Origin of the sequence: Cellulomonas sp. RIT-PI-Y (assembly GCF_025642745.1) — a bacterium.
GTDB lineage: Bacteria > Actinomycetota > Actinomycetes > Actinomycetales > Cellulomonadaceae > Cellulomonas.
Map to the genome: position 1 here is coordinate 16,350 of NZ_JANZKP010000020.1, position 12,230 is coordinate 28,579.

At 76.3% G+C, this 12,230-nt stretch carries 9 protein-coding genes; 5 read left to right on the top strand and 4 right to left on the bottom strand.

Translation table 11 applies throughout. The features are described from left to right. The first annotated feature begins 58 nt into the window (after window positions 1–58). Window positions 59–283 (top strand): mycoredoxin, encoded by a 225-nt coding sequence (locus OGL89_RS08375; protein ID WP_263119520.1) that lies wholly within the window; start codon window positions 59–61, stop codon window positions 281–283. A gap of 3 nt (window positions 284–286) precedes the next feature. On the opposite strand, the gene nudC is transcribed toward OGL89_RS08375, so the two are convergent. Then, window positions 287–1,339 (bottom strand): NAD(+) diphosphatase, encoded by a 1,053-nt coding sequence (gene nudC / locus OGL89_RS08380; protein WP_263119482.1) that lies wholly within the window; start codon window positions 1,337–1,339, stop codon window positions 287–289. Window positions 1,340–1,508: 169 nt separating this feature from the next. On the opposite strand from nudC, the gene OGL89_RS08385 reads away from it, so the two are divergent. Further along, window positions 1,509–2,456, top strand: a complete 948-nt coding sequence (locus OGL89_RS08385; protein ID WP_263119483.1) for a phosphotransferase — start codon at window positions 1,509–1,511, stop codon at window positions 2,454–2,456. Window positions 2,457–2,475: 19 nt separating this feature from the next. Here the strand turns inward: OGL89_RS08385 and OGL89_RS08390 are convergent, their stop codons facing one another. Together OGL89_RS08390 and OGL89_RS08395 are read right to left on the bottom strand one after the other, a co-directional pair. Further along, window positions 2,476–5,757, bottom strand: coding sequence for an ATP-dependent DNA helicase (locus tag OGL89_RS08390; protein ID WP_263119484.1), 3,282 nt, complete (start codon window positions 5,755–5,757; stop codon window positions 2,476–2,478). After that, on the bottom strand, window positions 5,754–8,978 hold the full coding sequence (locus OGL89_RS08395; RefSeq protein ID WP_263119521.1) for an ATP-dependent DNA helicase: 3,225 nt from the start codon (window positions 8,976–8,978) through the stop codon (window positions 5,754–5,756). The genes OGL89_RS08390 and OGL89_RS08395 overlap by 4 nt, the downstream gene beginning before the upstream one ends. Before the next feature lie 80 nt (window positions 8,979–9,058). On the opposite strand from OGL89_RS08395, the gene OGL89_RS08400 reads away from it, so the two are divergent. Both OGL89_RS08400 and OGL89_RS08405 read left to right on the top strand, forming a co-directional pair. Continuing rightward, window positions 9,059–9,694: a TetR/AcrR family transcriptional regulator gene (locus OGL89_RS08400; RefSeq protein WP_263119485.1), complete on the top strand. Its 636-nt coding sequence runs from the start codon at window positions 9,059–9,061 to the stop codon at window positions 9,692–9,694. Between the two features lie 108 nt (window positions 9,695–9,802). Further along, entirely contained in the window at window positions 9,803–10,027 is a 225-nt protein-coding gene (locus tag OGL89_RS08405; RefSeq protein ID WP_263119486.1) for a DUF3107 domain-containing protein, read from the top strand. A gap of 113 nt (window positions 10,028–10,140) precedes the next feature. Here OGL89_RS08405 and OGL89_RS08410 read toward each other — a convergent pair whose 3' ends face one another. Further along, on the bottom strand, window positions 10,141–10,857 hold the full coding sequence (locus tag OGL89_RS08410) for a ferritin-like domain-containing protein (RefSeq protein WP_263119487.1): 717 nt from the start codon (window positions 10,855–10,857) through the stop codon (window positions 10,141–10,143). Between the two features lie 107 nt (window positions 10,858–10,964). Between OGL89_RS08410 and OGL89_RS08415 the strand changes: the two genes are divergently transcribed. After that, window positions 10,965–12,206, top strand: a complete 1,242-nt coding sequence (locus tag OGL89_RS08415) for an MFS transporter (protein ID WP_263119488.1) — start codon at window positions 10,965–10,967, stop codon at window positions 12,204–12,206. Window positions 12,207–12,230: the final 24 nt, after the last annotated feature.

Below are 12,230 nucleotides of genomic sequence, written 5' to 3' on the forward strand. Positions count from 1 at the left end.
AAAGGAAACCCCCGTGACTCAACTGACCCAGGAGCTGCCCGCCCAGGGCTCGGTCACGATGTTCACCACGACCTGGTGCGGCTACTGCCGTCGGCTGAAGACCCAGCTGGACAGCGCGGGCATCGGCTACACCGAGGTCGACATCGAGCAGTTGCCGGACGCGGCCGCCTTCGTCGAGCGGGTGAACGGTGGCAACCAGACCGTGCCGACCGTGCTCTTCCCGGACGGTTCGGCGCTGACCAACCCCTCGCTGGTGCAGGTCAAGCAGACCCTGTCCGTCTGAGGCTCAGGCCCCGCCGTCGTCCGCGTGACCGGCGGGGCCCGCCGCGGTCGCGACCACCGAGTCGCGCCACGCGTCCGGCTGCGGCCCCGGCGGGAGCTCCCCGCCGAACCAGTCCTCGATCAACGCCCGGGCGATCGACGTCGACGGCGGCAGCACCACGTCGCCCACCGCCACCGCGCGGTGCAGCTCGGACCGGGTGAACCACTGCGCCGCTGCCAATTCCTCGCCGTCGACGGTGATCTCCGTGCTGAGCGCGTGGGCCCGGAAGCCCAGCATCAGCGACGCCGGGAACGGCCAGGGCTGGCTGCCCTGGTACTCGACGTCGCCGACCACCACGGCCGACTCCTCGCGTACCTCGCGCCGGATCGCATGCTCCACCGACTCCCCCGGCTCCACGAACCCGGCCAGCGTGGAGAACCGCTTGGCGGGCCAGGCCGCCGAGTTGGCCAGCAGCAGCCGGTCCTGGTCGTCGACCACCGCCATGATCACCGCGGGGTCGGTCCGCGGGTAGTGCTCGCTGCCGTCCGCGACACAGCGCCGCACCCAGCCGGACTGCACGGTGTAGGTCACCGCCCCGCACCGCGGGCAGCGCGGGTGCCGGACGTGCCACTCGTAGAGCGCCACCGCCGCGGTCGCCAGGCCGGCGTCCCGGGCGGACAGCTCGGCGCCGATCTCGCGCAGCGGCACCCAGCGGGTCCCGGCGGGCAGGGCGGCGGCCTCCGGCTCCGGCACGTGGTGCGCCAGGTAGGCGGGCGGCGTGCGCTCCGACGACTCGGTGGCCGCGACCCCGGGGATCCGGTCCGCGTCGTCGTAGCCGAGGAACGCCCAGCGCTCGGCCAGCGAGCCGGTCGGGGCGCGGAGGGCCGCCTCGGCGGGTGCGAACCAGACCACGGACGGCCGTCGGCCGTCGGTGCGCGCCACCACCCGGCCGGCGCTGACCAGGAGCACCCGGCTCTCCGGCAGCTCGATCAGACGGTCCAGCAGGGCGGGGTCGCGGCGGAGGTCGGCGGCACGGTCGGTCACCGTGCGCGACAGCGGGAGTTCGGAGTCGAGCACCTCGTCACCGTACGCGTCCGGACCGGCGGTCGCAGAGCCGGTCGGCCCCCGGCCGGATCGGGATCGCCTCCGGCCCCGCGGTCACGCCCGGGGATCGCCGACACGCCGGAACGGGACACGCCCGGACGTACCGAGCCCCGCACCCGCGTGTCCCGCCTACCCTGTGGGGGTGCGTTCACCCCTTGCCCTCGCCGCCCTCGCGACCGTCGCCGTGCCCGGCTTCGACGCCCGGGCGGTGCGCGCCACCGATTCCGGGGGCGACGACGACACCGCGGTGGTGACCGACGCCGGCAACACCCGCTGGGTGGTCCGCGCTCCGCGCACCACCGCCGCCGGAGCGGCGCTGGAGGCCGAACTGGTGCTGCTCGCCGCACTCGCCCAGGCGGTCGACGACGAGAAGCTGCCCTTCGACGTGCCGCGCACCGTCGGCACCGCCCCGCTCGAGGAGGGCGGCCGTGCGGTGATGTACCGCCAGCTCAAGGGCCGCCCGGTCGCCCTGGACCGGTTGCAGCCCGGGCCCGGCACCGCCGCCGCGCTCGGCCGGGCGATCGGCGCGCTGCACGAGCTGCCGCCCACCCTGGTCGAGGAGGCCGGGCTGCCGGTCTACGACGCCGCCACCTACCGCCAGCGCCGCCAGTCCGAGGTCGACGAGGCCGCCCGCACCGGCCGGGTGCCCGCCACCCTGCTGCGGCGTTGGGAGGAGCGCCTGGAGGACATCGCGCTCTGGAAGTTCAGCCCCACCGTCGTGCACGGCGACCTGTCCGCCGACCACGTGCTGGCCGCCGACGGCGAGATCACCGGCGTCCTCAGCTGGGGCGAGGCCAAGGTCGCCGACCCCGCCGACGACCTGGCCTGGCTGCTGGTCGCCGCCCCGCAGGACGCCGTGGACTCCGTGATGGAGGCCTACCAGCTGCGTCGCACCGAGCTCACCGACCCGTTCCTGGCCGACCGCGCCCTGCTGGCCGGGGAGCTCGCCCTGGTGCGCTGGCTGCTCTACGGCGTGCGGTCCGGCGACGACGAGGTGATCGCGGACGCGGTGTCCATGCTGGACGAGCTGGACGAGCAGACCCGCGAACTGCCGGAGACCGGCGGGACCCCCGCGGTCGACGTCGACTGACGACTCCGCCGGCCCCGCTTCACCCCTGCGTGACCCCGAGCAGCATGCGCTCGATGTCCTCCGCGCCGAGCAGTCGCTCGGGTCGCACGGTACGCCCGGTGCCGACGTAGCAGAACGCCGCGCTCACCCGGTCCAACGGGGTGCCGGTCCACCGCGACCAGGCCAGGCGGTACACGGCGAGCTGCAGTTCACGGACCGCGGCGGACTCCGGATCGGTCGGCGGTGCGCCGGTCTTCCAGTCCACGACCACCACGGCGTCCTCGCCGGGGCGGGCCGGGTCGGCGAACACGGCGTCGATCCGGGAGCGCAGCACGTAGCCGCCGATCACGGTCTCGACATCGGCCTCGACCGCCACCGGGCGCAGGTCGGCCCACTCGGTGGCCAGGAAGTGCTCGCGCAGGGTCAGCTCGTCGGCGTCGACCGGCACCGAGTCGTCGTCGGCCCCGGGCAGGTCGTCGATGTCGACCAGCGTGGACTCGCCGAAGAAGCCCTCCACCCAGGCGTGGAACCGGGTGCCGCGACGGGCCTGCGGGGACGGCCGTTGCGGCACGGGTCGGCGCAGGGCGCGCGCGAACTCGGCGGGATCGCCCGCGAGTCTGACCACGGCGGACGCGGACAGGTGGGCGGGCAGTTCGACGTCGGCGCCGGGCCGCGAGTCGTCCTCGCGTTCGGCGAGCAGCAGGCGGACGGTGCGGTCCCAGGGGGTCGGGGTGTCGTCGGGTCCGGCGGCGCGGGCGGCGAGCACGGCGGCGGCGGCGGTGCGGACCAGGTCGCGCCGGGTGCCGGTGCCGAAGGGGTCGGCGGGCCAGAGCACCGCGGTCTCGGCGGACTCGCGGGGGTTGGGCTGGTCGGGGTCGGGCAGCTCCGACCAGTCCTCGACCTCGGCCAGTCCGGCCTCGACCACCTCGGTGAGGAACAGGGAGGGCGGCCGGGGACGGCTGGCGTCGGCCCACCACGCGCCGGTGAGCAACAGTGCGGCCCGGGCGCGGGTGAAGGCGACGTAGGCCAGGCGACGTTCCTCGGCGACCTGGTGGTCCCCGGCGTCCCGGCGGAACCGCTTGCGGCGTTCGGCCAGGTCCTTGGGGTCGGCGGCGCCCGCGTACGCGAACTCGGGCAGGTCGTGCCGGTCGCCGCGCAACGGGTAGGGCAGCTCTCCCAGGCCGGTGAGCCAGCCCGAGTCGACCGGGCCTTCGGTGCCCTGGGTGCGGGTGGCGGGCAGTCCGCCGTCGACCAGACCGGCCACGGCGACCACGTCCCACTCCAGGCCCTTGGCCGCGTGCACGGTCATCAGCTGCACCGCGTCCGGATCCGGCTCGGTGACCGGCATGTCCAGGCCCTGTTCGTGGGCGTCCGCGGACTCCAGCCAGGCCAGGAAGCCGCCGAGGGTGGGGTCGTCGGTGGACTCGGCGTACTGCACGGCGACATCGCGGAACGCGTCCAGGTGTGCGCGGGCCCGGCCGGGACTGAGCCCGGGACGCGCGGCGACCTCCAGGTCCAGGCCCCACAGCCGTTCCGCCTGCACGACCAGCTCCGGCAGGGAGAGGTAGGTCTGCCCGCGCAGCGCGCGCAGCACCCCGGCCAGTTCGGCGAGCCGGCCGCGTCCGACCTCGCTGAGCGACCGGCCCCGGGCGCTCCGCCAGCCCGGCGGCGGCAGCTGGTCCACCGCGTCCACGATGCTGCGCTCGTCCGCCACGTCGGCGGCGGCGGGGACGTCACCGGCGGCGGCGCGGCGGTCCAGGCCCTCGGCGACCTGCACCGACCAGTCGGCCAGCGCGTGCAGGTCCGCCGCGCCGACCCGGAGCCGGGCACCGGTGAGCAGCCGCATCAGGGCGTCACCGCGGGACGGGTCGTGCGCGGCCTGCAGCAGGGCGACCACGTCGACCACCTCGGGCGTGGCCAGCAGTCCGCCGAGTCCGACCACCTCGACCGGCAGGCCCGCGTCCCGCAGGGCGGCGTGCAGCACCGGGAACTGGGCACGCTTGCGGCAGAGCACCGCGGCGCCGACCCGGCCGGAGCCGTCCGGGCCCGCGGGCCGCCAGCGCCCGGCGACGAACTCCGTGACCGCCCGCGCCTCGTCCTCGACCGTGGGCAGCATCCGGGCCGCCACGTGCCCGGGACCGGCACCGGGGCGTGCGCCGAGCTCGGGCAGGTCGATCCTGGCGTTCTCCGCCCGGCGCAGGGGTGCGGCCACCAGGTTCGCGGCGGCCAGCACCGCGACGTCGTTGCGCCAGGACGTGGACAGCTGGTGCAGGTCGGCCCGCCGCCGGTCCCCGTCCTCCGTCACGATCGGGAAGGTCTCCGGGAACCGCTCCAGGCCGCCCGCGCTGGCGCCCCGCCAGCCGTAGATCGACTGGTGCGGGTCGCCGACCGCGGTCACCGGGTGCCCGCCGCCGAACAGCGAGGACAGCAGGACCAGCTGCGCGTAGGAGGTGTCCTGGTACTCGTCCAGCAGCACCACCCGGAACCGGCCGCGCTCGGTCGCCCCGACCTCCGGCACGTCCCGGGCCAGGCGGGCCGCGATCGCCACCTGGTCGCCGAAGTCCAGGGCGTCCGAGGCCCGCTTCCGCCGGCGGTACTCGGCGACCAGGTCCAGCACCCGGGCGCGCTCGCCCAGGGCACCGACCAGGGTCCGGATGTCGGCGTACGGCGCGCGGGGCGGGGTGCCGGGCGGGGTTGCCTCGATCGCCTCGACGATCTGCTCGATGCCGCGCCGGGCGGCCTCCGGCTCCAGCAGGTGCTCGTCCAGCGCGCCGGACAGCGACAGCACGGCGTCCACCACGGTGGAGACGGCCGCCCGGGTGTCCAGGTCGGCGGTCCAGGACTCGACGACCTGGCTCGCCAGCTGCCACTGGGCGGCCTCGCCGAGCAGCCGCGCGGCGGGCTCGACGCCCAGACGCAGACCGTGGTCGCCGACCAGGGACGCGGCGTAGGCGTTGTAGGTGGAGACGGTCGGCCGGGCGATCGTGGCCAGCGCGGTGTCCTCGGCGGCGGACAGGCCGGGCAGCACCAGCCCCTCCGACGACGCGGCGCGGGCCAGGTGCCGCAACCGGCGGCGCACCCGTTCGGCGAGCTCCCCGGCGGCCTTGCGGGTGAAGGTCAGGCCGAGCACCTGCTCCGGCGCCACCATCCCGTTGGCGATCAGCCAGACCACCCGGGCGGACATCGTCTCCGTCTTCCCCGACCCGGCGCCGGCGACCACCAGGGCCGGGCGCAGCGGCGACTCGATCACCGCCACCTGCTCGTCGGTCGGCGGATCGCGGCGCAGGAGCCCGGCGATGTCCCGGGCGGACAGCGTGCTCACTGCACCACCTGCCCGCCCTCGTCGCGGACCGGGCAGGACCGGCGCACCGGGCACCGGTCGCACATCCCGTTGACCGTGGCGTGGAAGGTCGACGCGGCCATCCGCTCGGCCACCTCCTCGATGTGGCTGCGCGCCCAGGAGGTCTCCGGTTCGGGGCCGAGGCCGTCCTGCGGGCGGACGGCGGCCTTCTTCTGCACGTCGGAGACGAACACCAGCTGGGCCCCGACCGCGTGCGCGCCCTCCGGCAGCCCGTCCACCCGGCCGGCGTCCACGGCCAGCTGATAGGCGCCGAGCTGCGGGTTGGTCGCGGTGTCCTCGGCGCTGGGCAGGGTGCGCCCGGTCTTCAGGTCGACCACCCGGACCGCGCCCTCCCCACCCGCGGACTCCACCCGGTCGATGCTGCCACGGACCAGCGCGCGGTCCAGCGGCAGCTCGAAGCTCGCCTCCACCGCCAGCGGGTCACCGGCCTGGGCGAAGTACCCGGCCAGCCGCTCGATCATCCCCTCGGCCCGTCGGCGTTCCAGGGTCGCGGGCCAGCCCTCGCCCAGCCCGAGCTCCGGCCAGCGCCGGTCCAGCTCCCCGGCGAGCTCGGCGCGGCTGCCCTGCGGGAGCCGCTGCGCGATGGCGTGCACCAGGGTGCCCAGGGTCTGCCGGGAGGAGTTCGGCGCCGTGCCCCCGGCGGCCTCCAGCGCCCAGCGCAGCGCGCAGGTCCCGGCGGTCTCGATCCGGGACGGCGACACCGGCACCCGCTCGCCCTCGGGCCACAACGGATCGTCGGTGGAGACCGGGGCCAGTCCGTGCCACTGCGCCGGGTCGGCACCGGGCACCCCCGCGTCCGCGAGCCGGGCCAGCACCCGGGCGGCGGCCGGATCGGCGGCACCGAGCCGGGCGGTGTGCTCCAGCCGGGCGCGCAACGACCCCACCAGTCCGCGCAGGTCCAGCGGGGCGGGGGCGCCGACCTTGCGCGGGTCCTCGTCCTCCTCCTGGGCCTCGACCAGGTCCAGGAAGGGCGAGGGCTGCTCCTCGGAGTCGGCCACCGCGGTGACCAGCAGCAGCCCTCGTGGCCGGGAGACCGCGACGTAGAACGAGCGCAGCTCGTCGGCCAGCACCGCGGCCCGGGCGGCAGCACCGTGGTCCGCCCCGTGGTCGTCGGACCGGCCGGCCACCACGTCGACCAGGGTCTGCGAGCCGAGCAGCGAGTCCCGCAGCCGCAGGTCCGGCCAGACCCCCTCCTGCACCCCGGCGACCGCGACCAGCTCCCACTCCCGGCCGGCCGCCCCGGCGGGGGTCAGCACGCTCACCGCGTCCCGGCGGGCCCGGGCGGCGATGGTGTCGGCGGGCAGCTCTTGCGACTCCACCCAGTCCAGGAACGCGGCAGGCCGGGCCTGCGGCATCCGGTCGACGTAGGTCTCCGCGGCCCGGAACAGCGCGAGCACCGCGTCCAGGTCCCGGTCCGCGCGTGCCCCGCCCGGCCCGCCCGCGAGCGCCGTCCGGCGCCACGGGTCGGCGAGCGCGGCGGTGTCCCACAGCGCCCAGAGCACGGTCTGCGGGTCGGCTCCGGGCGCACGGGCGGCCTCCCTCCCCCGGGCCAGCACGGTGGCCAGCCGTTCCATCGGCCGACGGGACACGGCGGGCAGGGTGGCGACCCGGAGCGGGTCCCCGAGCGCCTCGACCAGCAGTTCGTCGGAGGTCCGGCCCCGGCGATCCTCCGTCGCCCCGGCGATCTCCTCCGCCCGCAGCGCCCGGCGCACCCGGCGCAGACCGACCGCGTCCAGCCCGCCCAGCGGGGAGCAGCACAGCCGCGCGGCCTGCTCCGCGTCCAGCTCCCGGCCGCCGAGCTCCTCGCCCAGCACCACCCGGAGCGCGTCCAGCAGCGGGCGGACCGCGGGCTCGTCCTTCAACGGCACGTCCGACCCGACCACGGCGACCGGCACCGCGGCCGAGCCCAGCGCGCGGCGCAGGGCGGTGACCTGGCCGCCGGAGCGCGCGATCACGGCCATCTGCTCCCACGGCACGCCCCGTTCCAGGTGCGCGCTGCGCAGGGCGTGCGCCAGATACGCCGCCTCCTGGGCCGCACTGGGCAGCACGGCGGCCCGCACGGTGCGATCCGGCGCGGCGGGGGTCTGCGAGGCCGCCCGCCGGTGCTGCGCGCCGCCGACCACCGCGATCCGCTCCGCCACCCGGGCGGTGACCGCCCGCAGCGCACCGCCGTGCCGGCGGACCCGGTCCAGCACCAGCCGGGCGGCACCGAACTCGCCGGGCCCGTCGCCGATGGCGTCCGCGCGCCCGACCAGCCCCGGGGTGGCGCCGCGGAAGGTCTGCACCGCCGCGTCCGGGTCCGCGACCAGCAGCAGCCGCGCCCCGTCGTCGGCGAGCACCCGCAGCAGCCGGGCGGTGGCCTCGGTGGACTCCTGGTAGTCGTCGACCACCACCAGCCGCCAGCGCGGGCGGGGACGGCCGGGCAGGTCCTCCTCCCAGTGCCGCAGCGCGTCGGCCGCCTCCTCGACCACCACGGCGGGGTCGAGGCGCGCCCCGACGTCCGGGGTGGTGCCGCGCAGCCCGGTCACGTCCAGGTACTCCTGGTACAGCACGGCGGCAGCGACCCAGGCCGGCCGGTCGTGGGTGCGCCCCAGCCGCGCCAGGTCCACCGGATCCAGACCGCGTTCGGCGGCACGCATCACCAGGTCGCGCAGTTCACCGCGGAACGACCGCAGCCCGATCGTCTCCGCCGGGACGCCCTCGGGCCAGACCAGGTCGACGCCCTCCCCCGCCAGGTGCCCGGCCAGCAGCTCGGCCAGCGCGAGGTCCTGCTCCGGCCCGGAGATCAGCACCGGCGGCGGGTCGCCGACCAGCACCGCGCGCTGGCGCAGCACCGAGAAGGCCGCCGATGCCGCGGTCCGGACCATCGCCTGCCCGCTGGTCCGCCGCACCCGGGACCCGATCCGGTCGCGCAGCTCCGCGGCGGCCCGGCGGGAGGCGGCCAGCACCAGCACGTCGTCGGGGCGCAGACCGGCGGTCCAGCCCCTGTCCGCGGCCAACGCCTCCGCCACCGCCTCGACCACGAGTCCGGTCTTGCCCGCACCCGCCGCACCGGTCACCAGCACCGCGGACTCCGCACCGGACAGCAGCAGGTCCACCGCCGCCCGCTGGTCGCCGCCGAGCGCCACCGGCGGGGCCACGTCGGCCAGCGCGGGGCGCACCAGTCGCGGAGCGGAGAGCATCTGCACCCCCCGATCCCACCACATGGGACCGACATCGGACCGCCGCTCCACCCGGTCGGCGGGCTGGCTATCATCGCCCGATGGCGACCCCTCCCACCGGCCAGGGACGACCGGCCCGCATGCCGCGTGACCTGCGACGCGCCCAGGTGCTGCGCGTCGCCCAGGAGCTGTTCACCGCCGAGGGCTTCCATCACGTGTCGATGGACGACATCGCCGAGCGGGCCGAGGTGAGCAAGCCGGTGCTCTACCGGCACTTCCCGTCCAAGCTCGACCTGTACCTGACCGTCGTCGACGCCCGGGGCGCGGACCTGCTGTCCGCGGTGGACGCCGCGATCGCCGAGGTGCCGGACGCCCGGAACGCGATCACCGGCGTGGTCGCGGCGTACCTGCAGTTCGTGGACCGCACCGGCGAGGCCGCGGCCCTGCTGTTCGAGTCCGACGTGATGCACGACCCCGATGTCCGGGCCAGGGTCGAGCGCGCCACCGATCTGGTGACCGGCCGTCTGGAGCAGGTGCTCGCCGGGGTGCCCGGTCTGGCCCCGTCGCCGGTGGCCGTGCTGGCGCCGTGTCTGGCCGCGATGGCCCAGCAGGCCGCCACCCGGCGGCTGCGCGACCCGCACGCGCCGGACGCCCGGCAGACCGCCGCGCTGGTGACCCGGCTGGCCTGGGGCGGGGTGCGCGACTTCCTGCCGGATCCGGACGCCGGCCCGGCCTGACATCGGCCGAGGGCGAACGCAGGCACGTCCGGCCGGCGTCCGACCTAGGATGACCGCAGCAGGCACCCGCCGGGTGCACTCAGCTCTGATGCGAGGAGACGACGAAGCGTGGACATCACGATCGGTGTGCAGAACCTGCCCCGCGAGCTGGTGATCGAGTCGGCGCAGAGCGCGGACGAGGTCGCCGCCGCCGTCGAGGCCGCCCTGGGTGGCAAGTCGACCCTGGAGCTGACCGACGCGCGCGGTCGCCGGGTGATCGTCCCCTCGGCCGCCATCGGCTACGTGGAGATCGGCACGGAGGCCAAGGGCACGGTGGGCTTCGGCGCCCTCTGACCCGGTGACGACGAAGGCCCGCTCCCCTCTCCGGGGTGCGGGCCTTCGTGCTGCGGCTCCCGGGTGCGGGCGGTCGTGCCGACGCTCCTGGGGTGCGGGCCGTCGTGCGGACCTCAGGCGGTGAGGCCGAGCCGGCTCATCCGGCGGGTGTGCTCGGCGGTGAGCTCGCCGAACAGCTTCGGGTCCGCGGCCGGGGCCTCGTCGGCGGGCGCCGCGGCGGGTGCGCCGTCCCGGCGTCCGACCAGGCGGACCAGGCTCGGGTGCGCGGCCATCGCCTGCTGCACCACGCCCAGCGCCTCGCCGACCAGCCGACGACCCCACAGCGCGAGCCGGGAGACCAGCACCTCGTCCTGCGCCCCCGCGGTCTCCAGCTCCGCGACCGCCAGCTCGGCGTGCGCGGCGTCGTCCAGCACCTCGAGCAGCAGCTCACGGGTCACCTCGTCCACCGCGCCCGCGGCGATCCGGCAGAAGTCGTCGGAGACGCCCTCGGCCACGTAGGACCGCAGCAGACGCTCCCACCAGGTGCTCGGCTGGGTGCGGTGGTCGAAGTCCTCCAGCAGCCGGGTGTACGCGCCGAGGCTGAGCTCCGGGTCCCCGCCCAGCTCACCGACCCGGGCCAGCACCCGGTCGCGCCGGTCGACCGCCGCAGCCGCCAGTCGGCTGAGCTCGAGCTGCTGCGCAGTGGTCGGCGCCTCGCGCGCGTCGTCCGCGAGCCGGCCGAAGGCGACGTGCTGCAGATGGGCGACGAGGCCGAGCAGCTCGACGGTGTCGGCGTGGTCCGCACGGTCGGCGGCGGCCTCGGGACGGCCCTCGGTGGCGGCAGAAGTCATCCGTCGATCGTAGCCCGCCCGGCTATGCTGGCCCACAGCACAGGGGAAGTCCGCGACCTGGTGGTGGGGAGGCGCGTCCGTCCGACGTACCCCCTGAGAGGTCCTCCGTGCATGCGCTCTCCGCATACTCACGCCTGTTCGCGCTGACCGGTCCGCTCTACGTCCTGGTCGCGTTCCTGGGCCGGCTGCCGATGGCGATGGCCCAGGTCGGCACCCTGATGCTGGTGTTCCGGGCCACCGGCTCCAACGAGGTCGGCGGCGTCGCCGCCGGAGCACTCGCCGTCGCCAACGCGATCGGAGCACCGATCGCCGGGATGCTCTGCGACCGCCACGGCCAGCGGATCGTGGTCCTGGTCCAGTCGCTCGCCGGGACCGCCGGGCTGATCGGCCTGGTGCTGCTCGCCCACCACGGTGCCCCGAACCCCGCCATGATCGCGATGTCCGCCGCCCTCGGCGCCGTGCTGCCGCAGGTCGGCCCCCTGGCCCGGGTGCGCTGGCGTCCGCTCGCGGCCCGGTCCGGCAGCGACCAGCGCCGACTGGTGGACGCGGCGTTCTCCTACGAGGGGGCCGCCGACGAGGCGTCCTTCGCGCTCGGCCCCGCCCTGGTCGGCATCGCGGCGGTCCTGGTCTCCCCCGCCGGAGCGCTGATCACGGCGGCCGCGCTGCTGGCGGTCTTCGGCACCGCCTTCGCCCTGCACCCCACCGCCCGGCTCACCGGCCCGGCGGTGCACGCGGCCAACACCATCCCCGCCCGGACGACCGGCACGGACCACCGCCCGGTGGACGGCCGGTTCCTCACCGCCGGGCTGCTCGTGCTGATCCTCGCCCAGTGGTCGGTCGGCGTGCTGTTCGGCGCGACGCAGACCGGCACCAACGCTCTGGCGGACTCGGTGGGCAAGGCCGGGGTCACCGGCCTGGTGCACGCCATGCTCGGGGTGAGCTCCGCGCTCGCCGGGGTGGCCACCGCGTTCATCCCGGCCCGGGTGCCGCAGCGCCGCCGGATGCTGGCGGCGGGCGTCGCGCTGATCGCGCTCTCCTGGCCGCTGCTCCTGGTCGACTCGCTCGGACCGCTGATCGGTGCGGTGGCGGTGCTCGGCTTCGCGATCGCCCCGTTCATGATCTCGGTCTACTCCCAGGCCGAGCACTCGGTGCCGCCCGCCCGCAGCGCCCTGGCGATGACCCTGCTCGCAGGGGCCACCAGCATCGGGTACGCCTGCGGCGCCGGGGTGGCCGGGTCGCTGGCGGACTCCTCCGGGCACACCGCGGCCTTCGGGGTCACGGTGGCCGCGACCGCACTGGCCCTGGTGCTGGCAGTGGTCCGCCAGCGCGGGTCCCGCGCCGCCGTCTGACCGGATCGGTCCCGGCGTCCGCGC

Bases quoted from the DNA above. Each gene is read 5' to 3' on its own strand.
- OGL89_RS08375 (WP_263119520.1), top strand. From the start codon at position 59: ATGTTCACCACGACCTGGTGCGGCTACTGCCGTCGGCTGAAGACCCAG.
- OGL89_RS08395 (WP_263119521.1), bottom strand. From the start codon at position 8,978: ATGCTCTCCGCTCCGCGACTGGTGCGCCCCGCGCTGGCCGACGTGGCC.
- OGL89_RS08400 (WP_263119485.1), top strand. From the start codon at position 9,059: ATGGCGACCCCTCCCACCGGCCAGGGACGACCGGCCCGCATGCCGCGT.
- OGL89_RS08410 (WP_263119487.1), bottom strand. From the start codon at position 10,857: ATGACTTCTGCCGCCACCGAGGGCCGTCCCGAGGCCGCCGCCGACCGT.